The following is a 24,848-nucleotide window of genomic DNA, read 5'->3' as shown; positions in this document are numbered from 1 at the left end:
CCCGCACCTGAAGGGCACACTCGGTCGAACTGAAGGCCCCTGATGGGCCAGAATGGCGCTCGTGCCTTCCCTGTTGCTGATCGAGGACGACGACGCCATCCGTACGGCCCTGGAGCTGTCACTTACGCGCCAGGGCCACCGGGTCGCCACCGCTGCCACCGGAGAGGACGGTCTGAAGCTGCTGCGCGAGCAGCGGCCCGATCTGATCGTCCTCGATGTCATGCTGCCCGGCATCGACGGTTTCGAGGTGTGCCGGCGCATCCGGCGCACCGACCAACTGCCGATCATCCTGCTGACCGCGCGCAGCGACGACATCGACGTCGTGGTGGGTCTTGAATCCGGTGCCGACGACTATGTCGTGAAGCCGGTGCAGGGGCGCGTGCTGGACGCGCGGATCCGCGCGGTGCTGCGGCGCGGCGAGCGGGAGGCCAACGATGCCGCGGCCTTCGGCTCGTTGGTGATCGACCGCGCCGCGATGACGGTGACGAAGAACGGCGAGGACCTGCAACTGACGCCGACCGAGCTGCGCTTGCTGCTCGAACTGAGCCGGCGGCCCGGACAGGCGCTGTCCCGGCAGCAGTTGCTGCGCCTGGTGTGGGAGCACGACTACCTCGGTGACTCGCGGCTCGTGGACGCGTGTGTGCAGCGGCTGCGCGCGAAGGTCGAGGACGTGCCGTCGTCGCCGACCCTGATCCGTACGGTGCGCGGGGTGGGCTACCGGCTGGACACGCCTCAGTGACGAAACCGCACGACAAGCTCCGGGGCGCGGCCACCGCCAAGAAGACCCTGCTCGCCGGCCTGCGCTTCACCAGTCTTCGGCTGCGCCTCGTCGTCGTGTTCGCGCTCGTGGCGCTGACGGCCGCGGTGTCCGCGTCGGGGATCGCGTACTGGCTCAACCGCGAGGCGGTGCTCACGCGCACGCAGGACTCCGCGCTCAGCGACTTCAAGCAGGAGATGCAGAACCGGGCGGCGGCGCTGCCCAAGCAGCCCACCCAGGGCGAGTTGCAGCACGCGGCGAACCTGATGGCGGGCAGCAGCCAGCACTTCAGCGTGCTGCTCATGGCGAAGGACGAGAACGACCGCCGGGTCGTGGGCAATTCCGACCTGGACGCCTTCACCGTCGCCGACGTGCCGAGGTCGCTGCGGGACGCGGTCACCGAGAAGCAGCCGATCAACGGCGGCAACAAGCACGCGTACCACCTGTACTGGCAGCGGATCACGCAGGACGACACCCCGTACCTGGTCGGCGGCGCCACCGTCGACGGCGGGCCGACCGGCTACATGCTCAAGTCCCTTGAGCCGGAGGCCAAGGACCTCGGCTCGCTCGCCTGGTCGCTCGGCATCGCCACCGCGCTCGCCCTCATCGGCTCCGCCCTGCTCGCGCAGGCGGCCGCGACGACGGTGCTCAAGCCCGTGCACCGGCTGGGCGTCGCCGCGCGCCGGCTCGGCGAGGGCAAGCTCGACACACGGCTGCGCGTCTCCGGCACGGACGAACTCGCCGAGCTGTCCCGTACGTTCAACAAAACGGCGGAGAACCTGGAGAAGAAGGTCGCGGACATGAGTTCCCGCGACGAGTCCTCGCGCCGCTTCGTCGCCGACATGTCGCACGAGCTGCGCACGCCGCTCACCGCGATCACCGCGGTGACGGAGATCCTGGAGGAGGAGCTCGACGCCGAGACCGGCTCGGTCGACCCCATGATCGAACCGGCCGTACGTCTCGTGGTCAGCGAGACCCGGCGCCTGAACGACCTCGTCGAGAACCTGATGGAGGTCACCCGCTTCGACGCGGGCAGCGCCAAGCTCGTCCTCGACCACGTCGACCTCGCCGACCAGATCACCGCCTGCATCGACGCCCGCGCCTGGCTGGACGCCGTCGAACTCGACGCCGAGCGCGGCATCACGGCCCGCCTCGATCCGCGCCGCCTGGACGTGATCCTCGCGAACCTGATCGGCAACGCGCTCAAGCACGGCGGGTCCCCGGTGCGCGTCTCGGTGCGGGTGGAGGGCGACGACATCGTCATCGCCGTACGCGACCACGGTCCGGGCATCCCCGAGGACGTCCTGCCGCACGTCTTCGACCGCTTCTTCAAGGCGAGCGCCTCGCGGCCCCGCTCGGAGGGCAGCGGCCTCGGCCTGTCCATCGCCGTGGAGAACGCCCGTATCCACGGGGGCCGGATCGGCGCGGCCAACTCCCCCGAAGGGGGAGCCGTGTTCACGCTTCACCTGCCACGGGACGCGGAGCGCCTCGCGTCCGCCACGGAGGAGGACACCGACGAAGCACGGGAAGGCGGTGTCTCGTCGTGAGGCGACGGGTACGCCCCTGGGCCCTCGTGGGCCTCGCCGCGGTCCTGCTCACCGGCTGCGGGATCCGTCCCACGGAGGTGCCGACGGACTTCGGCGCCGCGCCCACCCGCGTGGGTTGCTCCCTGGCGGGCTCGGACGAGGTGGGGGCGCAGGCGGGCGGCGAGTTCCCCGTGCAGGTCTATCTGGTCTGTACGTCGCAACTGGTCACGGTCGACCGGACCATCACGCTGCAGCGCGGCCAGTCGTCCGACCGGGTCGTGGTGGCCCGGGAGCTGCTGGCGCAGCTGGCGGCGGCCCCCTCCGGCGAGGAGAAGACGGCGGGGTACACGACGGACGTCCGTTCCGGCCTCAAGGTCTCGGGCCCGCGCGAGGGCGACCCCGCGGACGCGCTGCGCCTGAACGCTCCGCCGGACGACCTGTCGCCCTACGCCCTGGCCCAGGTCATCTGCACGTTCGCGACCAGCGAGGTCACGGCGGAGGACGAGGAGCACGTGATCCTCGGCGGCCCTGACGACGCCCCGGCCCGCGAGTACACCTGCTCGGAGGCGCTGAAGGCCCGCCCGGGCCTGATCCCGGCACCGACGAGAACCCTGAACTGACGGACGCCGCACGGCCCGGTGCGAGCCCGCCGCGACCTCGGTGAAAGCTCGTCGGACCCCGGGCGGAACCGATCCTGCCGCGTCCGGCGTCTAGGGGTGCGTGCAGCGCCATCGCTCGGGCGGCCAAAGGGCCGCCGTCCGTTTCCGTGCGGCAGGGATCGCCCTTCTCGCCGCGCATCTCCTCTTCGTTGCCTGGTTCACGTTGCGCCCCCTGGACGTGCCCTGGGTCAGCGCGGCGAACCTGCACCCGTTGGCGGGCATCCGCTCCGACCTCGCGCTCGGCCCGCGCGAGGCGGCGCTGCGTATCGGTGAGGGCCTTGCGCTGCTCGCCCCGCTCGGCGTACTGCTGCCCGTCGCGGGCGGCCGCCTGTACGTTTCGCTGTGGGGTTCGCTTGTGCGCACGGTCGCCCTGGCCGCACTGATCTCGCTCGGCATCGAACTGCTCCAGACCGGCGTGCCGGGCCAGGTCGTGGACATCGACTCGCTGCTCCTGAACACGGTGGGCGTCGCGCTCGCCCACCTCCTCGTGGTGCCTGCCCTGCGCTCCCGGCTCCGCCGCTGGGCCGAGCACGGCCCCCTCCCCCCGCAGGAGCCGGCTCAGGGTCCGACCCCGACGATTCCCAGGGTCGGCGTCGCCCCGTGAGCTGACGCTTTGCCCGCTCGACCGCCGTACCTTCGAAGACGTAAGCACCACACACCGGAGAGACACGGTTCGCGAAGGAGCCCACCATGACCGCCCTTGCCCGCCCCACCAACGGACGGATGATCGGCGGAGTGTGCGCAGCGCTGGCACGGCGCTTCGGCACCTCCGCGACCACGATGCGCGTGATCTTCCTGGTCTCGTGCCTGCTGCCGGGCCCGCAGTTCCTGCTCTACATCGCGCTGTGGATTCTGTTCCCGAGTGAGAACAAGGTCCGCCAGGCCTGGTGACGTCCGGCCTCCAGCACGCCGAAGGGGCGCGCCCGCGTGATCGCGGGTGCGCCCCTTCGGCTTGTGCGGTGGGTCGGGTCAGCTGAGGCCGCCGACCGGCAGGCCGCCGAGCAGCCCGGAGACCGGGTCGCCGTCGACCGGCAGGGCGCCCTTCGTGGCCTGGTCGACGACGGGGGCGGCCGTGCTCAGGCCGTTGGCCGCGGCACCCTGCACGGCGGTCAGGGACTCGGCGCCGGCGGGCACGGACGACGCCACGTCCTGGAGCGGGAGGGCGGAGGTCACGGATCCGACGGTGCCGGCCGCGTCGGGGACGGCCGGAGCAGCGTTCGCGGCACCGGCACCGGCGGCCGCGAAAGCGGCTCCGAGAGCGGCGACACCGAGGGTCTTGGCAGCAGAGTGCTTCATTGTGAAATGCGTCCTCTTGACGATGACGGGGGAATGAGCGGTCCACGACCGTAAACATTCCTTCGCTGCACCCGCAAACAGCGAACCGCCGGGAAAAGCGGTCGGGAACAACCGTTCCCGACCGCTTCAACGTCCCCGAAAAAGGCCCTACTCGACGGCAGAACCGCTGGTGGAAGCGGTTTGCCGGAACAGCCACTCGGATTTCAACTCGGCGTATCCGGGCTTGATGACGTCATTGATCATCGCCAGTCGTTCATCGAAAGGAATGAATGCTGACTTCATCGCATTGACGGAAAACCACTGCATGTCATCGAGCGAGTAACCGAACGCGTCGACCAGGTGCTCGAATTCGCGGCTCATCGACGTACCGGACATCAGGCGGTTGTCGGTGTTGACCGTCGCCCTGAAGTGCAGCTTTCGCAGCAGCCCGATGGGGTGCTCCCCGTAGGAACTCGCGGCACCGGTCTGAAGGTTCGACGAGGGGCACAGCTCCAGCGGGATCCGCTTGTCGCGCACGTACGAGGCGAGGCGGCCCAGCTGAACGCTGCCGTCGGCCTCCACCTTGATGTCGTCGATGATGCGCACACCGTGCCCGAGCCGGTCCGCGCCGCACCACTGGAGCGCCTGCCAGATCGAGGGGAGCCCGAAGGCCTCGCCCGCGTGGATCGTGAAGTGGTTGTTCTCCCGCTTGAGGTACTCGAAGGCGTCGAGGTGGCGGGTGGGCGGGAAGCCGGCCTCCGCGCCCGCGATGTCGAATCCAACGACGCCCAGGTCCCGGTAGCCGTTGGCGAGTTCGGCGATCTCCAGGGCGCGGGCCGCGTGCCGCATCGCGGTGAGCAGGGCGCCGACGCGGATGCGGTGACCGCTCTCCTTCGCGCGCCGCTCGCCTTCCCTGAAGCCCTCGTTGACCGCCTCGACGACCTCTTCGAGGGTGAGCCCCTGCTCCAGGTGCTGCTCCGGGGCGTAGCGGACCTCGGCGTAGACGACGCCGTCCTCCGCGAGGTCCTCGGCGCACTCGGCGGCGACCCGGAACAGCGCCTCGCGCGTCTGCATGACGGCGCAGGTGTGGCTGAACGTCTCCAAGTACCGCTCCAGGGAGCCGGAGTCGGCCGCTTCACGGAACCAGACGCCGAGCTTGTCGGGGTCGGCCTCCGGCAGGTTCTCGTACCCCTGCTCGCGTGCCAGGTCGACGATCGTGCCGGGCCTGAGGCCGCCGTCGAGGTGGTCGTGCAGGAGCACCTTGGGCGCGCGACGGATCTGCTCGGCGGTCGGCACCCGGGGGCTGTTGGGGTTCGCGGTGATCGGGCTCGTCATTTCCGCACTCTAACTCCTACGCGCGTAGATCGCTGCGGTTCGTTGCCAGTTCGTTGCGAGGAGTGAGGGGGCGGGCACGGGGCCGCCGGGCATGATCCGTCGATACGCAACAGTGACCCGTCCACCGGCGGCGTACGCCGGGCTTCTGACACTGTGCTGTCATGCAGCAGCGAGCGACGCAGGGCCGCGAGGCGCGGCTTGCCAGGGCGGCCGGGCCGGTGCCGGGAGCGGTGGGCGGTGTCGTGCTGCTGCTCCCCGCGGGCGAGGAGACATCGGCCCGCAGACCCTCCCCCGTGGGCCGGGCCGCGCTGCGCCCGCTCGCCCGCCGCCTCACGCGCGCGGGGCGGGACGCCGACCTGGTAGCGCATGTCGTGCAGTACCGGTGCCGCGGCTGGAACGAGACACAGGCCGACCTCGCGCGCGATGCCCGGTGGGCCGCCGACGAGGTGGTGCGCCGCTACGGGGACGTACCGATCTGCCTCGCCGGCATCGACATGGGCGGCCGTGCCGCGCTGCACGCGGGCGGCCACGAGGCGGTCAACTCCGTGCTGGCGCTCGCCCCTTGGCTGCCGGAGGACGATGTGGCGGCGCCGCTCGAACCGGTCAAGCAGCTCGCGGGCCGCCGGGTCCTCATCGTGCACGGCACCGACGACCGGCGCACGGACCCGGAGTTGTCCTTCCGGCTCGCGGGCCGCGCGAAGAAGGCGAACCGTGACGTGTGCCGGTTCGAGGTGCACTCGGATGGGCACGGGCTGGCGCAGCACCGGTACGAAGTCGCCTCTCTGGCGGTGGACTTCGTGCTGGGCACGTTGTTCGGGCGGCCGTTCTCGCGGCCGCTCCAGGATGCGTTTGCGGCGCCGCCGCCGTTGGGGTTGCGGATGCCGCTTGCCGCCGGCTTCGGGCGGACGTTGTAGTGCTGCGGCGCCGGGCCTACGTCGCGGGGCTCTGCCCCGGACCCCGCGCCTCAATCGCCGGCGGGGCTTGAAAGATCGGGGCTCTGCCCCGGACCCCGCTGGCTCTCGTCGAAAGTGCGGGGCTTGAATTGCGCGCCTCAATCGCCGCAGGGGCTTGATGTATCGCCGGCGGGGCTTGATGCGTGTTCCGGCAGCAGTCGTCCCCTGCGGGACAGGAGGAATTTTTTGAAGGCTGCTACGGGTGGGGTGTCCGGGTGGCCGTCGAGCCAGGCGACGCCGATCTCGCGTACCGCCCGCTGCCCGGTCACCGCCAGTTCCACGACTCCCGGACGCGGCACGGTCGGCGGTGGCAGGAGCGCGACCCCGAGGCCCGCCGCGACGAAGCCGCGCAGTGTCTCGGTCTCCTCGCCCTCGAACGCGACCCGCGGCTTGAACCCGGCCTCCGCGCACAGGTCGTCGAAGATGCGGCGCATCCCGTAGCCGGGTTCGAGGGTGACGAAGGTTTCCTCGGCCGCCTCCTCCAGGCGGATGCGCTTGCGGTCCGCGAGGCGGTGGTGGTCCGGCACGACGAGGCGCAGGCGCTGCTCGTCGAGGCGGCGCGCGACCAGGCCCGGCTCGTCCGGAACGGGCGAGGTGAGGCACAGGTCGAGCTCGCCCGCGCGCAGCCGCTCCAGCATCGCCTCCCCGTAGTTCTGCACGAGGCTGAAGCGGATACGGGGGTATTCGGCGCGGAAGGCACGGATCAGGCCGGGGACCGTCTCCGTACCCATCGTGTGCAGGAAGCCGAAGGCGACCTTGCCGGACTCGGGGTCGGCGTCGGCGCGCACCGACTCGGCCGCCTTCTCGACCTCGCCGAGCGCGCGCTCCACCGAGGAGAGGAAGGTGCGTCCCGCGGGGGTCAGCGACACCGTGCGGCCGTGCCGGGCGAACAGGTCGACGCCCAGGTCGCGTTCGAGGCGGGCCATGGCGCGGGAGAGCGTGGACTGCGGCACGTTCATCTCCTGCGCCGCGCGCGTGACGTGCTCGGTGCGGGCGACACCGGCGAAGTGGGCGAGGCGCGGGGCGAGCAGCGTGACGATGTCTTCCGTGTCACTAAACGGTGGCAGGTACCGCTGTGACCTCTGCTCATGCTGCATGGGAACGATTATGGCACCTTCATGCATTGGACGCATGAACGCAGGTGAGCCTACGTTCATGACATGTCACCTGCCAGTAGCCAGGCGGTCGCCTCCACCGACGCGGTCGCCGACACCCAGCCCACCGCCGACACCCGGTTGACGCCCGGCGGTCCCGGCTACCGCCGCATGAGCTTCGCCCTGTTCCTCGCCGGAGTCGCCACCTTCGCGCTCCTCTACTCGACGCAGGCCCTGCTCCCCCTCATCTCCGACGGCTACGGCGCGAGCGCGAGCGCGGCGGCCTGGACGGTGTCCGCGTCGACCTTCGCGCTCGCGGTGTGTGTGCTGCCGCTGAGCGCGCTGTCCGAGCGGTTCGGGCGGCGCACGGTGATGACCGCCTCGCTGACGGTGGCGGTCGCGGTGGGGCTCCTGGTCCCGTTCGCGCCCTCGCTCGGCGCGCTGATCACGCTGCGCGCGCTGCAGGGCGCCGCACTCGCCGGTCTGCCCGCGTCCGCGATGGCGTATCTCGCGGAGGAGGTACGGCCGAAGGCGCTGGCCGCGGCCATCGGGCTGTTCGTCGCCGGCAACTCCATCGGCGGCATGAGCGGCCGGATCATCGGTGGCTGGCTCGCGCAGGCCTGGGGCTGGCGAGTGGCCGTCGGGGTGATCGGTGTGATCGCGGTGGCGTGCGCCGTCGCGTTCCGGATGCTGCTGCCGGCGCCGCGCCACTTCACGCCGGGTTCGCTGCGCCCGCGCGCCCTTGCCGCCACGGTCGGCAGCCACCTCGCGAACCCGCTGCTGCGTCGCCTCTACCTGATCGGCGCGCTGTTCATGATGGTGTTCGGCGGGGTCTACACGGTGATCGGCTACCGGCTGTCCGCGGCGCCCTTCTCCCTCCCGCAGGGGGTCGTCGGCTCGATCTTCATCGTCTACCTGGTGGGGACCGTCTCCTCGGCGGCCGCGGGGCGGCTCGTCTCGCGGCTCGGCCGGCGCGGCACGCTGTACCTGTCGGCGGGCACGACGATGGCGGGGCTGCTCCTCGCCCTCGTGCCGAACATCGTCCTCGTCCTGCTGGGCCTCGTGCTCATCACGGCGGGCTTCTTCGCGGGCCACGCGACGGCCTCGTCGTCCGTCAGCCACACCGCCACGCACGGGCGGGCGCAGGCCTCCGCGCTCTACCAGACCATGTACTACGTCGGGTCCAGCGTCGGCTCGGCCGTCGGCGCGGTCGCCTTCCACGCGGGAGGCTGGTCGGGGACGGTGGGGCTCGGCTTCCTCGCGGTGCTCGGCGTCGTGGCGATCACGGTGTGGGGGACGTACGCGGCGCGGTCCGCACGGCACCGGACGAGCGGCCCGACTGTCGCAGCACACTGAACCACTGCCACTGGCGTTCCTGATCCGGCCTTCCGACCTGGGGTTTTTCCCGGTCGGGGGGCCGTTGTCAGTGGGCTGCGGTAACTTTCGGAGTGCTGGGCCGGACACCGTTCCGTGCCTGTAACTCACCGCGGCGATGGGGGCGTTGGAATGAGTGACACCGCGACGCAGGCCGGGCTCGACGACCTGGAGAAACACCGGGTCGAGCTGACCGGTTACTGCTATCGGATGCTGGGCTCGGCGTTCGAGGCCGAGGACGCCGTGCAGGACACGATGGTGCGGGCCTGGCGCAGCTTCGACAAATTCGAGGGCCGCTCCAGCCTGCGCTCCTGGCTGTACCGCATCGCGACGAACGTATGCCTGGACTCGCTGAACGCGGGGAACAGGCGGGCCCGCCCGATGGACCTGACGGCGGCGGCGCCGCTCGCCCAGGCCGCGCTCAACCCCCGTCCCGACAATGTGTGGCTCGAGCCCGTCCCGGACGCCCGCGTACTGCCTGCGGTGCACGATCCGGCGGAGGCGGCCGTGGCGCGGGAGTCGGTGCGGCTCGCGTTCGTCGCCGCGCTCCAGCAGCTGCCGCCGAAGCAGCGCGCGGTGCTGATCCTGCGCGAGGTCCTGGCGTGGAAGGCGCAGGAGGTCGCGGACCTGCTCGACACCTCGGTGGCGTCGGTGAACAGCGCGCTGCAGCGGGCGCGGGCGACGCTGGCGGAGGCCCCGCCCGCGGACTCCGCGACGTCCGATCCGCTCGACGAGGAGCAGCAGAAGCTCCTGGAGCGCTACGTCGCGGCGTTCGAGGGCTACGACATGAAGGCCCTCACCGAACTGCTCGCCGAGGACGCCATCATGACGATGCCGCCGTTCGACCTGTGGCTGCGCGGCCCCGTGGACATCACGGGCTTCATGACCACGATGGGTGCGTCCTGCGCGGGTTCGCGCCTGCTGCCGGTGGTGTCGAACGGGACGCCGGCGTTCGCCCACTACAAGCCGGATCCGGACAAGGGAGGCTTCGCGCCCTGGGCGATCCAGGTCATCGAGTTCTCAGCAGGGCGGATCGCGGGGTTCCACTGCTTCCTGGACACGCAGCGCTGGTTCCCATTGTTCGGCGTCCCGGACCATCTCGACGCCTGAGCCCCGGCGGTCCGCCGGAGCGCCCAGCACGTCGGCCATCCCGGCGAGTCCGAGGAGCACCGCGAGTCCCGCGGGCGGGTCGCGGAGCACCATCCGTGACCCGGCGCGGCGGGCGGCGAGTTGCATCCGGGCGAGCGCGTCGAGGGTCGTGAGGTCCGCGGTGGTCACGCCGGAGACGTCGCAGGTCACGGTCGGCGCGCCCGGCACGGCGGCGCTCAGGCGCTCGCACAGCCGGGGCGCGTCACCGGTGCGGATCGGCCCGGTGAGCACCACGACGGGCGGGGACTCGGGAGAGAGCGGGGAAGCGGCCACGTACGAATGACCGTGCGGCGGTGCGGAATTCATCGGTCCTGTCCGCATGGGGGCATGTGCGGCCCGTCCGCATGGGGCACGTGGGGCCCGTCCGCATGGGGCACGTGGGCTGGATCACGTTGATTCGGATAGTGGATCAACGTTGACCGGCGATCCGTTCACGACGGAGTCTTGACGCGTGCAGGGGGTACTCAACGGTTTCGCGGTCATCGCGATCGTCATCGCGGTCGGCTACGTCATCGGGCGGCGCGGATATCTGGGCGCGAACGGCCGGGAGGTCCTGAACAAGCTGGCGTTCCATGTGGCGTCGCCCGCGCTCCTGTTCACCATGCTGGCCAAGGCGGATCTGGCCGTGATCCTTTCGCCGAGCCTGCTGGTCACGGCGCTCTCCACGGCGGCGATGGCCGGGATCTTCATCACGGTGGGCGTCGTACGGGGCTGGGGGACGGGCCGCACCACGATCGGCGCGCTGTGCTCGTCGTTGGTGAACTCGGGGAACCTTGGGATCCCGATCGCGGTGTACGTCCTCGGTGACGCCTCGCTCGTCGCCCCGGTCCTCCTCTTCCAGCAGCTCGTGGTGACGCCGGTGGCGCTGACGGTGCTCGACCTGTCGGCGGCGGCGTCCGGTGCGGCGCGGCCGACGTGGGGCCAGCGGCTGCTCACACCGTTCCGGAACCCGGTCGCGATCGGCTCGCTCTCGGGGGTGCTGGTGTCGGCCACGGGGATCACGGTGCCGTCGCCGGTCTTCGACCCGCTGGAACTGATCGCGAACATGTCGGTGCCCGCGATCCTCATCGCGTTCGGGATCTCGCTGTGCGGGAGTTCGTGGCCGGGCGGCCGGGGCGCGGACCGGGTGCCGGTGCTGATGTCGACGGTGCTGAAGGCTGTGGGGCAGCCGGTGGCGGCGTGGGCGTTGGCGTCCTTCGTGTTCGGGCTGCACGGGGCGCGGTTGCTGGATGTCGTGGTGACGTCGGCGCTTCCGGCGGCCCAGAACATCTTCACGTACGCGAGTCATTACCGGGTGGGGGAGCGGTTGGCGCGGGAGTCGATCCTGTTGTCGACGATGGCGTCGGTGCCGGTGCTTGTGGTGGTGGCGGCGTTGTTGGGGTGACCGGCCCCCCGGCCCCACGCCACGGGGCTCCGCCCCGGACCCCGCTGCTCAAACGCCGCAGGGGCTTGAAAGATCGGGGCTCTGCCCCGGACCCCGCGCCTCAAGCGCCGGCGGGGCTTGAAATGCCCATCCGCCGCGGGGGCTTGATTTTGCGCGCCCGGCGCCAAAGCCAGAGCCTCCCCCACGGCAACCCGCGCCGGGTGAGCCAATCAAGCCCCTGCGGCGATTGAGCAGCGGGGTCCGGGGCGGAGCCCCGGTCTTTTGCGCCGGTTAGGCGATGCGTTCCAGGACCGTCGGGGGCGGGGTGAAGTCGGTGCCGGTGGGGGCGATGTCGTAGGAGCCGTCCAGGGCCTCCAGGGCGTACGGGAACCGGTCCGGCGTGTCCGTGTGGAGGGTCATCAGGATCTGGCCGGCGAAGACGGAGTCCCCCGGCTTGGCGTGGAGTTCGACGCCCGCCGCCGCCTGGACCGGGTCCTCCTTCCGGGAGCGGCCCGCGCCGAGGCGCCAGGCGGCGAGGCCCACGCCCATCGCGTCGAGGCGGGTGAGCACGCCGGACTCCCCCGCCGTCACCACCTGCGTCTCACGGGCCACGGGCAGCACCGCGTCCGGGTCACCGCCCTGCGCCGCGATCATCCGCCGCCACGCGTCCATCGCGCGGCCGTCGGCGAGCGCCTTCGCCGGGTCGGCGTCCTTGAGGCCCGCCGCGTCGAGCATCTCGCGGGCGAGGGCGAGAGTCAGCTCCACGACGTCGTCGGGGCCGCCACCCGCCAACACCTCGACGGATTCCCGGACTTCGAGGGCGTTGCCCGCGGTCAGGCCGAGCGGGGTGTTCATGTCCGTGAGCAGGGCGACCGTCGGCAGATCGTGGTCCGCGCCCAATCCCACCATCGTGCGGGCGAGTTCGCGGGCGGCGCCCAGGTCCTTCATGAACGCACCCGAGCCCACCTTTACGTCGAGAACCAGCGAGCCCGTGCCCTCCGCGATCTTCTTCGACATGATCGAGGACGCGATGAGCGGGATGCACTCGACGGTGGCCGTGACATCGCGGAGTGCGTAGAGCTTCTTGTCGGCGGGGGCGAGGCCGCTGCCCGGCGCGCAGACGACCGCGCCGACGTCCTCCAGGGTGCGCATCATCTCGTCGTTGGTGATGTTCGCGCGCCAGCCGGGGATCGCCTCCAGCTTGTCGAGCGTGCCGCCGGTGTGGCCGAGACCGCGCCCCGACAGCTGCGGCACGGCCGCGCCACAGGCCGCGACGAGGGGCGCGAGCGGCAGCGTGATCTTGTCGCCGACGCCGCCCGTGGAGTGCTTGTCGGCGGTGGGGCGGGAGAGCGGGGAAAAGTCCATCCGCTCCCCCGAGTTGATCATCGCGGCGGTCCACCGGGCGATCTCCGCGCGGTCCATCCCGTTCAGGAAGATCGCCATGGCGAGGGCCGACATCTGCTCGTCGGCGACGTCGCCCCGCGTGTACGCGTCGACGACCCAGTCGATCTGGGCGTCCGTGAGGCGCCCGCGGTCCCGCTTCGTACGGATGACGGAGATGACGTCCATGGCAAATCCTCCAACGGTTCAGCACAGCGTGGCGTACCCGGCACGCTCCACGGCACGGCGGCGACTCTACGCGCATAGACGCTCCGCGTGAAGTGTGCCGGCGGCCTCGCCGCGCCGGGTCCCTCCGCGGTCCCGCCCCCAGGCCACGGGGCTCTGCCCCGGGCCCCGCGCCTCAAGCGCCGGCGGGGCTCCAAAAGATCGGGGCTCCGCCCCGGACCCCGCTGCTCAAACGCCGCAGGGGCTTGATCGGCCCACCCGGCGCAGGGGCTAGAAATGGCCGTCTATCGCGACAGGTTCGCCTCCTCGTCGATGTGGGTCAGCTTGAGTGGGTTGCGGGTGACGTAGATGTGGGTGATGCGGTTGTTCTCGACCGTCACGCTCACCGCCGACGGGACGCCGTCGAATTCGATGCGGGCCGCGGGGGCGGCGTTGAACCACGCCGGGGTTGCGGACAGTTGGGTCACCTTGGCCTTTGCCGTGGCGAGCAGTTTCGCCACCACGTCGACGCCGTGCAGCGGCACCTTCGCCGCGGCCACGTGGCCGCCGCCGTCGGCGATCATCACCACGTCCGGCGACATGATCTCCATCAGGGCCTGGAGGTTTCCCGTGCGCATGGCTGCCAAGAACCGTTCCACCACGGCCTGTTGCTCGCCGCGCGTCACCCGCACGCGCGGCTGCCGCGCCGCCACGTGGTCGCGGGCCCGCCGCGCGATCTGGCGCACGGTGGCCGCCGACTTGCCGACGGCCTCGGCGATCTCCCCGTACGGGACGTCGAAGACCTCGCGGAGGACGAAGACCGCGCGTTCCGTCGGGCCGAGGGTTTCCAGGACCGTGAGGAGGGCGATCGAGACGCTCTCCGCCAGTTCGACGTCGTCCGCGATGTCCGGGCTGGTCAGGAGGGGTTCCGGGAGCCACTGGCCGACGTAGTCCTCGCGGCGGCGGGACAGTGTCCGCAGGCGGTTGAGGGACTGGCGGGTGACCGTGCGGACCAGGTACGCGCGCGGGTCGCGCACCTGGTCCCGGTCCGCGTCCGCCCACCGCAGCCAGGACTCCTGCAGCACGTCCTCCGCGTCGGCCGCCGAGCCGAGCATCTCGTAGGCGACCGTGAAGAGCAGGCTGCGGTGGGTGACGAAGGGGTCCGACGACGGTTCGGCCATTACGGGCGCGTCTCCAGGGGGATCTCGCAGGACTCCGAGAAGCCCTGCGAGCTGATGCCGTGGGCCGTGTTGCCGCGCGTCGAGAAGTTCACGAAGGCGATGTAGGTGGTGAGTTCGACCATCGCCGCCGGGCCGAGGTTGTTCAGCAGGCTCGCGTACAGGTCGTCCGTGACCGTCGGCGGGGTGTTCGTCATGGCCTCCGCGTACTCCATCACGTCCCGCTCCAGCGGGCTGAACACTTCGGACTCGCGCCAGCGCGGGACCTGGCTCGCCTTCTTCAGGTCCAGGTCCTCGTTCTGCGCCTGGAAGTAGCCCACGTCGAGGCACCAGCTGCAGCCGACCTGCGCCGCGACCGCCATGTGCGCGAACGACTTGAGGCTCTCGTCCGCCGCGTCCCACTGGGCGACCTGGCGGCCGAGTCCGAGACCGTCCTGGGCGACCTTCGGGTTGTGCCAGAGCACTTCGGCGGGTTCCATGACCGCGCCGAGCTGGTCGACCATGCCCTGCTTCAGTTCCTCGGGGAGTTCTGCCTTCTGGATGCGGAGTGCCATCGTGTCCACCTTCGACGCCTTGGCGGCCGGGCTCTTCCCGGCCGTTCGACATGAAGACACCGAAGGGTCCGCGGGTGTGACATCCACACCCGCGGACCCCGTGATTCAGCGAAGGTGCTCGGGGCCGAACGCCTCCGGCAGCATCTCCCCCAGCGTCCGCACCCCCGCCCCCGTCTCAAGGAGCAGCTCCCGTCCCCCGAACTCGTACAGCAGCTGTCGGCAGCGGCCGCAGGGCATCAGCAGTTCGCCCTTGCCGTCCACGCACGTGAAGTGGGTGAGGCGGCCGCCGCCCGTGGCGACCAGCCGCGAGACGAGTCCGCACTCCGCGCACAGGCCGAGGCCGTACGAGGCGTTCTCGACGTTGCAGCCGGTGACCGTGCGGCCGTCGTCGACGAGGGCCGCCGCGCCGACCGGGAAGCCCGAGTACGGGGCGTAGGCCTGCGACATCGCCTCGCGTGCCGCCTGTCGCAGGGACTCCCAGTCGACGGACTCCGGTGTCACGTGCCCTGCCCCTTCCGGTACGGCTTCCCGTTCGCCTTCGGCATGCGCAGGCGCTGTGCCGAGAGTGCCAGGACGAGCATCGTCAGGACGTACGGCATGGCCGTGGCGACCTGGCTCGGTACCGAATCGGTGGAGGCGTACCAGAAGAAGAGGAGGACCGAGACGGCCAGGGTGACGACCGCGCCCACGTACTTCTTCTTCCAGATCAGCCAGGCCACCGCGAGGAGCGCGAGGATCGCGATGAGGAGGAGCAGGGCGTGGGTGTTCTCCGTGCCGCCGCGGACCTTGAGCGTGTCGCTGTAGCCGAACAGGCCCGCGCCCAGGGCGAGTCCGCCCGGCATCCAGTTGCCGAAGATCATCGCGGCGAGGCCGATGTAGCCGCGGCCGCCGGTCTGGCCCTCCAGGTAGTAGTTGGAGGAGACCATCGAGAGGAACGCGCCGCCGAGGCCCGCGAGGGCGCCGGAGACGAGCACGGCCACGTACTTGTACTTGATGACGTTGACGCCGAGGGACTCCGCCGCGACCGGGTTCTCGCCGCAGGAGCGCAGCCGCAGGCCGAACGAGGTGCGCCACAGGATCCACCAGGAGGCGGGGACCAGGAGCACCGCGATCAGCGTCAGCCAGGACACGCCCGTCATGACGCCGCCGAGCAGGCCCGCGATGTCGGAGATCAGGAACCAGCCCTGTTTGTTGAGGTCGGCGAGGGCGTCCGCGAGGCCGGGGACCGTGAACTCGCCCAGCGAGGGCACCGCGGGCGACTGGCGGGAGGTGGCGCCCTCCATCCCGTCGTACATCAGGACGGACAGGTAGCGGGTGGCGCCGAGGGCGAGGATGTTGATGGCCACACCGGAGACGATGTGGTTGACGTTGAAGGTGACCGTGGCGATCGCGTGCACCAGGCCGCCGAGCGCCCCGCCGATCAGGGCGACGAGCACGCCGACCCACGGACCCCACTGGTACCCGGCCCAGGCGCCGAACCAGGTGCCGAGGATCAGCATGCCTTCGAGGCCGATGTTGACGACGCCCGCGCGCTCCGCCCACAGACCGCCGAGGCCCGCCATGCCGATGGGTACGGCGAGTTGGAGCGCGGTCGACATCTGGCTGACGGAGGTGAGGCCGTCGGCGTCGGTGATCAGGCGGACCGCGGAGACCAGGCAGAGCAGGCCCGCGATGATCAGGAGCAGGACCGGGAGGCTGAGCTTGCGGCGCGCCGTCGGTGCGGCGGGCTTGTCGAGAACGGGAGCCGTACTCATCGGGCGGCCACCTCCGGCTTCTTGTCGTTGTTGTCGGAGGCGGCGGTGAGCACATGACCCGCGGCGAGTTCGGCGCCGACGCGCTGTTGCTGGCGGCGGGTGCCCCAGACGCGGACGGCCTCGTAGGAGACGACGACGGCGATCACGATGAGGCCCTGCATGATCGTGGCGATCTCGGAGCTGTAGCCCTGGAGGTCCAGCGGGTCGGCCGCGTTGAACAGCCAGGAGAGGAGGAGGGACGCGAGGGCCATGCCGACCGGGCTGTTGCGGCCGAGCAGCGCCACCGTGATCGCGTTGAAGCCGAGCGCGGCCGGGAACGAGTCGGAGAAGGTGTGCGTCGAGCCGAGCAGGGTCGGCAGACCGGCGAGACCGGCGACGGCGCCCGACAGGAGCATCGCCGTGAGGACCATCCTCTTCGCCGAGACGCCGGAGGCGGCGGCCGCGGTGTCGGAGGCACCGGAGGCGCGCAGGTCGAAGCCGAAGCGGGTGCGGTTCAGCATCACCCAGTAGACGATGCCGAGGGCGATCGCGACGAAGACGAAGCCGTAGACGGTGCCGACCGCGTCGCCCATGTTGATGCCGGGGAACCAGCCGGCCTTGTCCATCTCGCCGGTGGTGCGGTTGTTGCCGACGGCGACGCCGAAGGCGTCCTCCAGGGTCAGATACGCGATGACCGAGGCCGCGATCGAGTTCAGCATGATCGTGGAGACGACCTCGCTGACACCGCGGGTCACCTTGAGGATGCCCGCGATGCCCGACCAGATCGCACCGGTCAGGGCCGCCGACAGGATGAGCAGCGGGATCTGGAGGAAGGCGGGGAACGCGATGTGCGCGCCGACGATGGCGGCGACGCAGGCGGCGAGCCGGTACTGGCCCTCTACGCCGATGTTGAAGAGGTTCATCCGGAAGCCGATGGCCACGGCGAGCGCGCCGACGTAGAGACCGGCGGCGTCATTGATGATGAGCACCTGGACGTCGGAGAACGTCGCCTGCTCGAACATGATCGAGAACGGCTCGACGGGGTTCTCGCCGGAGGCCACGAGCACGACCGCGGTCAGGGCGAACGCCACGACCAGCGCGATGACCGGTCCCGCCACCGCCAGAAGGACCCGCTCGGAATCCCAACGCTTGAGCGTGTTCATGGTCAGGCACCGTCTTCCGTGTGCTCCAGGTGGCCCGAGGCCGCACCGGTCATGGCGGATCCCAGCTCTTCCGGGGTGATGGCGGCCGGGTCGGCGTCGGCGACCAGGCGGCCGTCGTAGATGACCCGGAGGGTGTCGGAGAGGCCGATCAGCTCGTCGAGGTCGGCCGAGATGAGCAGCACGGCGAGCCCCTCGTGGCGGGCCGCGCGGATCTGGTCCCAGATCTGGGCCTGCGCGCCGACGTCCACGCCTCGGGTGGGGTGGGCGGCGATCAGGAACTTGGGCGTGTGGCTCATCTCCCGGCCCACGATCAGCTTCTGCTGGTTGCCGCCCGAGAGGGAGTCCGCGGTGACGTCGATACCGGGGGTGCGGACGTCGTACTCCTTGACGATCCGCTCGGTGTCGGCCTGCGCGGCCTTGGGGTCGAGCCAGAAGCCCTTGCTGTTGGGCCGCTCGGTGACATGGCCGAGCATCCGGTTCTCCCACAACGGGGCGCCCAGGATGAGGCCGTGGCGGTGCCGGTCCTCGGGGATGTAGCCGATGCCGGACTCGCGGCGCCTGCGGGTGGCCCAGGAGGTCATCTCCTCGCCGAGCAGCTTGATGGTGCCGCTGTCCGCGTGCTCCAGGCCGATCAGCGCCTCGATCAGCTCGGTCTGCCCGTTGCCCTCGACGCCCGCGAGGCCGAGCACCTCGCCGGCGTGGATGGTGAAGGTGACGCCGTCGAGGAGCGGCTTGCCGCCGTGCGGTGCCGCGAGGCGCAGCTCCTCGACCTCGACGACGGGGCGGTCGGTGACGGTGGACTCCGCCGTCTCCGGGGTGGGAAGTTCGCTGCCGACCATCAGCTCGGCGAGCTGCTTCGACGTGGTCTCGGCGGGGACGGCGGTACCGACCGTGGTGCCGCGCCGGATGACGGTGATCTCGTCGGCCACGGAGAGGACTTCGCCGAGCTTGTGCGAGATGAAGATGACGGCGAGGCCCTCGGCCTTGAGCCCGCGCAGGTTGTCGAAGAGCGCGTCGACCTCCTGCGGGACGAGCACGGCGGTCGGCTCGTCGAGGATCAGGGTGGTGGCGCCGCGGTAGAGGACCTTGAGGATCTCCACACGCTGCCGGTCGGCGACGCCGAGGTCCTCGACGAGGACGTCGGGGCGCACCCCGAGCCCGTAACGCTCGGATATCTCAAGGATCTTGCGGCGTGCCCTGCCGCCGATCCCGTACAGCTTCTCGCTGCCGAGGACGACGTTCTCCAGGACGGTGAGGTTGTCCGCGAGCATGAAGTGCTGGTGGACCATGCCGATGCCGCGGGCGATGGCGTCGGCGGGCGAGGAGTAGGTGACCTGCTCACCGGCGATGGTGATGGTGCCCTCGTCCGGCTTCTGCATGCCGTAGAGGATCTTCATCAGGGTGGACTTGCCCGCCCCGTTCTCCCCGACCAGGGCGTGCACGGTGCCCTTGTGGACGGTGAGGCGGATGTCGTGGTTGGCGACCACACCGGGGAACCGCTTGGTGATGCCCTTGAGTTCTACGGCGACGGGGGCCGTGGAGCCGGCCGGCGGGGAGCTTGACGTGGCGATGGCGCACTCTCCTGGGGAAGGGGGTCGCCTACGCGGAGCGCCCCAACAGCGGTGTGCGAGAGATGGGTTCGAGCAGGATCGCAGATACCGGGCGCGGGGCAGAAGGCTCCTCCCACAGGAGGAGCAATCACTCTCCCAGGAGAGGAACCGTCACTCTCCTGGGAGGGGCCGGCCACCCCGCGCCCGGCTTCCCGCGTGTTACTTCTGGGGCTTCTCCGGCACCTTCACGGAGCCGCCGACGATGCCCTGCTCGGCCTTCTTCAGGGCCGCCTGGAGCTTGGAGTCGCTCTTGAACTCCGGGTTGGAGCCGGCGAGCGAGACCTCGCCGGACTTCAGGTCGCCGGTGACGACACCGGTCTCCGGCTTGCCGTCCTCCACCGACTGCGCCAGGTTGAGGATCGCCTTGGCGACGTCCTTGGTGGCGGAGGTGATGATGTACTTCTTGTACTTCTTCAGCGGGGCCTGCGCGTACTGGTCGGAGTCGACGCCGATGGCGTACGCCTTCTCGGCGGCGGCCGCCTCGATGACGCCCTGCCCCGACAGGCCGGCCGCGTGGTAGACGACGTCGGCGCCGTCCTCCAGCTGCTTCTCGGCGGCGGCCTTGCCGAGGTCGGGCGAGGCGAAGCCCTTGGCGGGGTCCTCGTCGAGGTACTGGACCTCGACCTTGACGCCCTTCTTGGTGTCCTTGACGCCCTGCTCGAAGCCCGCCTGGAACTTGTTGATCAGCGCGTTGTCTACGCCGCCGACGAAGCCGACCGTGTCGGACTTGGTCTTCAGGGCGGCGGTGACACCGGCGAGGTAGGAGACCTCGTTCTCCTGGAAGACCAGGTCGGCGATGTTGTCGCCCTTGGCGGTGGCGTCGTCGACGATGCCGAAGGTGGTCTTCGGGTACTTCGCCGCGGCCTCCTTGACGGCGGGGGCGTACGCGTAGCCGATGCCGACGACCGGGTTGTACCCCATCTTCGCCAGCTGCACGAGGCGCTGGGTCTTGTCGTCGTCGGACTCGCCGTCCTTCGGCTCCTGGTCGGCGACCTGGTAGCCGAACTTCTTCTTGGCCTGGCGGAGGCCGTCGTAGGCGGCGTCGTTGAACGACTGGTCGCCCTTGCCGCCGACGTCGTAGGCGATGGCGAGGCCCTTCTCCTTGCCACCGTCGGAGGACGACTGGGCGTCCGACGAGGTGCCTCCGCAAGCGGAGAGGGCGAGGGCGAGCGAGGCGGTCGCGGTGCCTGCGACCGCTATACGGGAAACCCGGCGCATGAGAAGTGCTCCTTCGTACAAGCGCCGGAACGGCAGGGGGCCGACGCTGAGTTCGCCGCAGAGTAACGCGCGTAGACCCGACAGAGAACCCTGGTTGTCCAGACTGTTATCGACGGGGGTACGGGGCCGTATACAGCCGGGTTTGCGGTGCCGCCGGTGGAAGCCCGCCGGCGGCACGGCTCAGCTCGGGGTTCAGCTCGTTCGGGTCACTTCTTCTTCGGCTTGGTGTCGACCTTGATGGAGCCGTCGACGATGCCCTTCTTGGCCTTGGCGACCGCGTCGGCGAGACCCGCGATCTCCTTGAACTTCGGGTTGGACTCCGAGGCCCCCACGCCGTCGACCTTGAGGTCGAAGGTCTGCACGCCGGTCAGCGGCTTTCCGTCCTCGACGGACTTGGCCAGCGAGTAGACGGACTCCCCGACCTCCTTGAGCGCCGAAGTGAGGATGTAGTCCTTGTACTTGGCCAGGGTCTTCTGCTTGTACTGGTCGGAGTCGACGCCGATGACCCACTTCTTCTGCTCGGCGGCCGCCTTGATGACGCCCTGCCCGGACAGGCCCGCCGCGTGGTAGATCACGTCGGCGCCGTCCTCCAGCTGCTTCTCGGCGGCGGCCTTGCCGAGGTCGGGGCTGGCGAAGCCCTTGGCCGGGTCCTCGTCGAGGTACTGGACCTCGATGTCCACGCCCTTCTTGGTGTCGGCCACGCCCTGCTCGAAGCCGGCCTCGAACTTGTTGATCAGTTCGTTGTCGACGCCGCCGACGAAGCCGACGTGGTCGGACTTGGTGGCCTTGGCGGCGGCGACGCCGGCCAGGTAGGAGGACTCGTTCTCGGCGAAGACCAGGGAGGCGACGTTCTTGCCCTCGACGACCGAGTCGACGATGCCGAAGGTCGTCTTCGGGTACTTCTTCGAGGCTTCCTTCATCGCCGGGCCGTAGGCGTAGCCGATGCCGACGACCGGGTTGTAGCCGGCCTTCGCGAGGTTCGCGAGCCGCTGCGCCTTGTCGTCGTCGGACTCGCCGTCCTTCGGCTCCTGGTCCGCGGTCTTGTAGCCGAACTCCTTCTTCGCCTTGAGCATGCCCTCGTAGGCGGAGTCGTTGAACGACTGGTCGCCCTTGCCGCCGACGTCGTACGCGATGGCGAGGCCGAGCTTCTTGCCGCTCGCGTCCCCGCCTCCGCCCTTCTCGCTGCTGGTGCCGCCGCAGGCGGTGGCGGCGAGCGCCAGGCCGGTGATGCCTACGGCTATCGTTGTGAGCCGCGGTATTCGACGCATCAGGAGTCCCCATTCGTCCAACACGCCGTGTATGGCGCCCAGTTCGGCGCACCATAACGCGCGTAGAAAGTCCTGAGAACGGGGTTGCGGCGGACGTTACCTATTCGTGCCGAGCCCCCGTTACGTCACGGTTAACCGCCCCCCGGCCTTTAAGGCGTGTCCAGGAGGGCCGCCGCCGTGAACAGTTCCACGCCCACCGTGATCGCCGACTCGTCCACGTCGAAGTCGCCCTGGTGGAGGTCCCGGGACCCACGGTCACCCGGTGGCTTCACGCCCAGGCGGGCCATCGCGCCGGGGACGTGCTCCAGGTACCAGGAGAAGTCCTCCCCGCCGAGGCTCTGCTGGGTGTCCTCGACGGAGTCCGCACCCCGGCGGGACACCATCGCGTCGCGCAACAGGTCCGTGACCACCGGGTCGTTGACCACCGGAGGGACCCCGCGGATGTAGTTCACCACCGGCTTCGCGCGGTACAGGTCCGCGATCTCCTGGATGGCACCGTGGACGAGATCGGGCGCCTGCCGCCACGCGTCCAGGTCGAGGCACCGCACCGTGCCGGACAGCTCGGCATGCTGCGGGATCACGTTGCACGCGTGGCCCGTCTCCAGTCGGCCCCACGTCACGGCGAGCCCCGAGCGCGCGTCGACGCGGCGGGCGACGACCGCCGGGACCTCCGTGGCGACCTTGGCCGCGGCGGTCACCAGGTCCGTGGTCAGGTGCGGACGCGCGGTGTGCCCGCCGGGCCCGTCGAGCGTGACCTCCAGGCGGTCGCAGGCCGACGTGATGGGCCCCGGCCTGATCCCGATCCGCCCCGCGTCGACCTTCGGGTCGCAGTGCACGCCGATGATGCTCCGTACGCCGTCCAGGACCCCGCACTCGATCGCGTCGGGCGCACCGCCGGGCAGCACCTCCTCCGCCGGCTGGAACAGCAGCCGTACGGGGTGCGGCAGTTGACCCTTGCGGTGCAGGTCCGCGAGGACGAGCCCGGCGCCGAGCACGACCGTGGTGTGCACGTCGTGACCGCACGCGTGCGCCCGGTCCGGCACCGTCGACCGGTACGCGCAGTCCGTCTTGGTGTCCGGGATGGGCAGCGCGTCGATGTCGGCCCGCAGCGCGAGCATTTCGCGCCCGCCGCGCCACTCGCCGTCCTCGGTGCCGATGTCACAGATGAGGCCGGTCCCCATGCCGAGCAGACGCGGCGCGAGCCCCGCCTGCTCAAGGCGGGTCTTGAGCGCCGCGGTGGTGCGGAACTCCTGATTGCCCAGCTCGGGGTGCATGTGCAGGTCGCGCCGGAAGGCGACGAGTTCGGCGCGGAGCGCCTCGGGCAGAGCACCCGGAAGTGCGGTGCCCGGCACGGATTCCCCGGACTTGTCGGCCTCTGAATCACGGGACTTCAACTGGTTCACCCTCTGAAGGGTAGGGCGATGCAGGGGCCAACTAACCTCCGATCAACAAAAGTTCAGCCGGATTGGGGTAAGAAATATGGTCGCGATGCGCATGTGGATCGCACAGGAGGGGTATGAAGTCTCTTTTCAACCTGTGGCTCGATCTGCGCCTCGATCTGCGCCTCGACCTGCGCTTCGACCTGCGTATCAGCTTGCGACGACGGCCTCATCGGTGGCTCCGCCACCGGCCCTCCCGCGCACCACTCGTGCGACACACGTCACAACGAACGCAAGCGTCACGAGCAACGCGCTCACCCCGGGCACGCCCCGGTACCCGAGCCCGCCACCGATCGCGAGCCCGCCTGCCCACGGCCCGAGCGCCGCGCCGACGTTGAGCGCCGCCGTCGCGAGGCCGCCCGCGAGGGTGGGCGCGCCGGACGCCGCGTAGAGGGCCTGCGCGATCAGCGTGGAGCCGACCGCGAAGGACAGGCCGCCCTGGACGAGGGCGAGGACGAGGGTCGCCGTCGTGTTCCCCGCGAGGAGCGCGAAGAGGATCCAGCCGAGCAGGAGCGCCGAACCGCCGAGCACCAGGACCCGCATCGGATACGTGTCCGAGAGCCGGCCCGCCGCGCTGACCCCGGCGAACGAGCCGAGGCCGAAGAGGGCGAGCAGGACCGGCACCCAGCCCGCCCCGAGCCGGGTCACCTCCGTGGCCACGGGCGCGAGGTAGGTGAAGGTGCAGAACGTGGCCCCGTTCACGAGGGCGCCGAGGAGGAGGACGGTGAGCAGGCGGGGGCTGCGCAGGGCGGCGAGTTCGGCGCGGGCGCCGACGCGCGTCCCCGCGCCGGCGGGTACCGACCGGACCACCGCCACGAGCGCCGGTACGCAGATCAGCGCCACGGCCCAGAACGCGGCCCGCCAGCCGAGGAACTGGCCGAGCAGCGCCCCGCCGGGCACGCCCACGACGCAGGCCAGCGTGGTGCCGCCGAGCAGGATCGAGGTGGCCCGGCCCTTGGCCTCGGGGCCCACCATGGAGGCCGCCGTGGCGAGGGCCACCGCGAGGAATCCGGCGTTGGCGAGCGCCGCGACGACGCGGGTCGCGAGCAGCACCCCGTAGTCGCCGGTGACGGCGCCCACCACGTGCGCGAGCAGGAACACCGACAGTGAGCCGAAGAGGGCCGCGCGGCGGGACCAGCGGGCCGCGAGCACCGCCATCAGCGGCGCCCCGACGATCATGCCGATCGCGAAGGCGGACGTGAGCGCACCGGCGGCGGGGACGGAGACGCCCAGGTCGTGGGCGATGTCAGGGACGAGTCCTGACAGCATGAACTCGGATGTGCCTTGCGCGAAGACGGCAAGGGCGAGCAGGTGGAGGGCGAGGGGCACAACGGACTCCGTGACCGTACGGACGACAAGGGGGAAGGTCGCGGTACGGCAGTCCGTGCGGTGGCGTGCGTCAACGCTGCGCGAAAGAAGGCCACCGGACGGCTGCCGGTGGCCGGAGTCTGTCGGACTCGGGGCTGTTCACACGGACGAGCATACGGCCTCCGTCCCGTTCCAAGCCCCTGCGGCGATTGAGCAGGCGGCTCCCGGGCCGAACCCGGGGGGGGGGGCCCCCCCCCCCCCCGCCCCCCCCCCCCCCGCGGCCCCGCCCCCCCCCCACACACCCCGGCCGGCTGTCGTCACCCCCCCGCCCCCCCCGCCACCCCACC

24 protein-coding genes are annotated in these 24,848 nt (G+C 70.7%); 9 read left to right on the top strand and 15 right to left on the bottom strand.

Going from position 1 to position 24,848, the window contains the following annotated elements; genetic code table 11:
- The first annotated feature begins 61 nt into the window (after positions 1-61).
- The 5 genes from afsQ1 (at position 62) to ACIRHA_RS39285 (ending at position 3,833) form a co-directional block, all read left to right on the top strand.
- Entirely contained in the window at positions 62-739 is a 678-nt protein-coding gene (gene afsQ1, locus ACIRHA_RS39305; RefSeq protein ID WP_179200974.1) for a two-component system response regulator AfsQ1, read from the top strand.
- Positions 736-2,304: an ATP-binding protein gene (locus ACIRHA_RS39300; protein ID WP_403855975.1), complete on the top strand. Its 1,569-nt coding sequence runs from the start codon at positions 736-738 to the stop codon at positions 2,302-2,304. Before afsQ1 ends, ACIRHA_RS39300 begins: the two co-directional genes overlap by 4 nt.
- The gene (locus tag ACIRHA_RS39295; RefSeq protein ID WP_403855973.1) at positions 2,301-2,903 is read left to right on the top strand and encodes a hypothetical protein; all 603 of its coding nucleotides are present in this window, start codon (positions 2,301-2,303) and stop codon (positions 2,901-2,903) included. Before ACIRHA_RS39300 ends, ACIRHA_RS39295 begins: the two co-directional genes overlap by 4 nt.
- A 100-nt stretch (positions 2,904-3,003) precedes the next feature.
- Positions 3,004-3,546, top strand: coding sequence for a VanZ family protein (locus tag ACIRHA_RS39290; RefSeq protein ID WP_403855971.1), 543 nt, complete (start codon positions 3,004-3,006; stop codon positions 3,544-3,546).
- Positions 3,547-3,632: 86 nt separating this feature from the next.
- Positions 3,633-3,833: a PspC domain-containing protein gene (locus ACIRHA_RS39285; protein WP_326016382.1), complete on the top strand. Its 201-nt coding sequence runs from the start codon at positions 3,633-3,635 to the stop codon at positions 3,831-3,833.
- 78 nt (positions 3,834-3,911) lie between these two features.
- Here the strand turns inward: ACIRHA_RS39285 and ACIRHA_RS39280 are convergent, their stop codons facing one another.
- Both ACIRHA_RS39280 and ACIRHA_RS39275 read right to left on the bottom strand, forming a co-directional pair.
- A complete protein-coding gene (locus ACIRHA_RS39280) occupies positions 3,912-4,238 on the bottom strand; it encodes an ATP-binding protein (protein ID WP_403855969.1) in 327 nt (108 codons plus the stop codon).
- Positions 4,239-4,385: 147 nt separating this feature from the next.
- The gene (locus ACIRHA_RS39275) at positions 4,386-5,552 is read right to left on the bottom strand and encodes an adenosine deaminase (RefSeq protein WP_403855967.1); all 1,167 of its coding nucleotides are present in this window, start codon (positions 5,550-5,552) and stop codon (positions 4,386-4,388) included.
- A gap of 161 nt (positions 5,553-5,713) precedes the next feature.
- Here ACIRHA_RS39275 and ACIRHA_RS39270 point away from each other — a divergent pair, with 161 nt between their 5' ends.
- Complete coding sequence (locus ACIRHA_RS39270; protein WP_403855965.1) at positions 5,714-6,466, top strand: alpha/beta hydrolase; 753 nt, start codon at positions 5,714-5,716, stop codon at positions 6,464-6,466.
- A gap of 137 nt (positions 6,467-6,603) precedes the next feature.
- On the opposite strand, the gene ACIRHA_RS39265 is transcribed toward ACIRHA_RS39270, so the two are convergent.
- A complete protein-coding gene (locus ACIRHA_RS39265; protein WP_403855963.1) occupies positions 6,604-7,602 on the bottom strand; it encodes a LysR family transcriptional regulator in 999 nt (332 codons plus the stop codon).
- Positions 7,603-7,665: 63 nt separating this feature from the next.
- Here ACIRHA_RS39265 and ACIRHA_RS39260 point away from each other — a divergent pair, with 63 nt between their 5' ends.
- Both ACIRHA_RS39260 and ACIRHA_RS39255 read left to right on the top strand, forming a co-directional pair.
- Positions 7,666-8,955: an MFS transporter gene (locus tag ACIRHA_RS39260; protein ID WP_403855961.1), complete on the top strand. Its 1,290-nt coding sequence runs from the start codon at positions 7,666-7,668 to the stop codon at positions 8,953-8,955.
- A gap of 150 nt (positions 8,956-9,105) precedes the next feature.
- On the top strand, positions 9,106-10,083 hold the full coding sequence (locus ACIRHA_RS39255; protein WP_403855959.1) for a sigma-70 family RNA polymerase sigma factor: 978 nt from the start codon (positions 9,106-9,108) through the stop codon (positions 10,081-10,083).
- Here ACIRHA_RS39255 and ACIRHA_RS39250 read toward each other — a convergent pair.
- Positions 9,994-10,428 (bottom strand): STAS domain-containing protein, encoded by a 435-nt coding sequence (locus tag ACIRHA_RS39250; RefSeq protein ID WP_403855957.1) that lies wholly within the window; start codon positions 10,426-10,428, stop codon positions 9,994-9,996. The genes ACIRHA_RS39255 and ACIRHA_RS39250 overlap by 90 nt on opposite strands.
- A gap of 145 nt (positions 10,429-10,573) precedes the next feature.
- On the opposite strand from ACIRHA_RS39250, the gene ACIRHA_RS39245 reads away from it, so the two are divergent.
- Entirely contained in the window at positions 10,574-11,506 is a 933-nt protein-coding gene (locus ACIRHA_RS39245) for an AEC family transporter (protein ID WP_403855955.1), read from the top strand.
- A 270-nt stretch (positions 11,507-11,776) separates the two neighbouring features.
- On the opposite strand, the gene ACIRHA_RS39240 is transcribed toward ACIRHA_RS39245, so the two are convergent.
- The 11 genes from ACIRHA_RS39240 to ACIRHA_RS39190 all read right to left on the bottom strand — a co-directional run bounded on the left by ACIRHA_RS39240 (position 11,777) and on the right by ACIRHA_RS39190 (position 24,522).
- Positions 11,777-13,054, bottom strand: a complete 1,278-nt coding sequence (locus ACIRHA_RS39240; RefSeq protein WP_403855953.1) for a thymidine phosphorylase — start codon at positions 13,052-13,054, stop codon at positions 11,777-11,779.
- Positions 13,055-13,335: 281 nt separating this feature from the next.
- The gene (locus ACIRHA_RS39235) at positions 13,336-14,211 is read right to left on the bottom strand and encodes an RNA polymerase sigma-70 factor (RefSeq protein ID WP_403855951.1); all 876 of its coding nucleotides are present in this window, start codon (positions 14,209-14,211) and stop codon (positions 13,336-13,338) included.
- Positions 14,211-14,762 carry a carboxymuconolactone decarboxylase family protein gene (locus ACIRHA_RS39230; protein ID WP_403855949.1) on the bottom strand — a complete coding sequence of 184 codons (552 nt, stop codon included), beginning with the start codon at positions 14,760-14,762 and terminating at the stop codon, positions 14,211-14,213. The genes ACIRHA_RS39235 and ACIRHA_RS39230 overlap by 1 nt, the downstream gene beginning before the upstream one ends.
- 105 nt (positions 14,763-14,867) lie before the next feature.
- On the bottom strand, positions 14,868-15,263 hold the full coding sequence (locus ACIRHA_RS39225; protein ID WP_403855947.1) for a cytidine deaminase: 396 nt from the start codon (positions 15,261-15,263) through the stop codon (positions 14,868-14,870).
- A complete protein-coding gene (locus ACIRHA_RS39220; protein ID WP_403855945.1) occupies positions 15,260-16,516 on the bottom strand; it encodes an ABC transporter permease in 1,257 nt (418 codons plus the stop codon). The genes ACIRHA_RS39225 and ACIRHA_RS39220 overlap by 4 nt, the downstream gene beginning before the upstream one ends.
- A complete protein-coding gene (locus tag ACIRHA_RS39215; RefSeq protein ID WP_403855943.1) occupies positions 16,513-17,658 on the bottom strand; it encodes an ABC transporter permease in 1,146 nt (381 codons plus the stop codon). The genes ACIRHA_RS39220 and ACIRHA_RS39215 overlap by 4 nt, the downstream gene beginning before the upstream one ends.
- A gap of 2 nt (positions 17,659-17,660) precedes the next feature.
- A complete protein-coding gene (locus tag ACIRHA_RS39210; RefSeq protein WP_403856149.1) occupies positions 17,661-19,229 on the bottom strand; it encodes an ABC transporter ATP-binding protein in 1,569 nt (522 codons plus the stop codon).
- 198 nt (positions 19,230-19,427) lie between these two features.
- Complete coding sequence (locus tag ACIRHA_RS39205) at positions 19,428-20,486, bottom strand: BMP family protein (protein ID WP_403855941.1); 1,059 nt, start codon at positions 20,484-20,486, stop codon at positions 19,428-19,430.
- Positions 20,487-20,692: 206 nt separating this feature from the next.
- Positions 20,693-21,754 (bottom strand): BMP family protein, encoded by a 1,062-nt coding sequence (locus ACIRHA_RS39200; RefSeq protein ID WP_403855939.1) that lies wholly within the window; start codon positions 21,752-21,754, stop codon positions 20,693-20,695.
- Between the two features lie 149 nt (positions 21,755-21,903).
- Positions 21,904-23,157, bottom strand: a complete 1,254-nt coding sequence (locus ACIRHA_RS39195) for an amidohydrolase (protein WP_403855937.1) — start codon at positions 23,155-23,157, stop codon at positions 21,904-21,906.
- Between the two features lie 186 nt (positions 23,158-23,343).
- Positions 23,344-24,522 carry a Cmx/CmrA family chloramphenicol efflux MFS transporter gene (locus ACIRHA_RS39190; RefSeq protein ID WP_403855935.1) on the bottom strand — a complete coding sequence of 393 codons (1,179 nt, stop codon included), beginning with the start codon at positions 24,520-24,522 and terminating at the stop codon, positions 23,344-23,346.
- Positions 24,523-24,848 lie beyond the last annotated feature (326 nt).

Source organism: Streptomyces sp. NPDC102360 (assembly GCF_044766085.1).
GTDB lineage: Bacteria > Actinomycetota > Actinomycetes > Streptomycetales > Streptomycetaceae > Streptomyces.
Note: the sequence above shows the minus strand (reverse complement) of the source record. Positions and strands in the feature narration are given on the sequence as shown.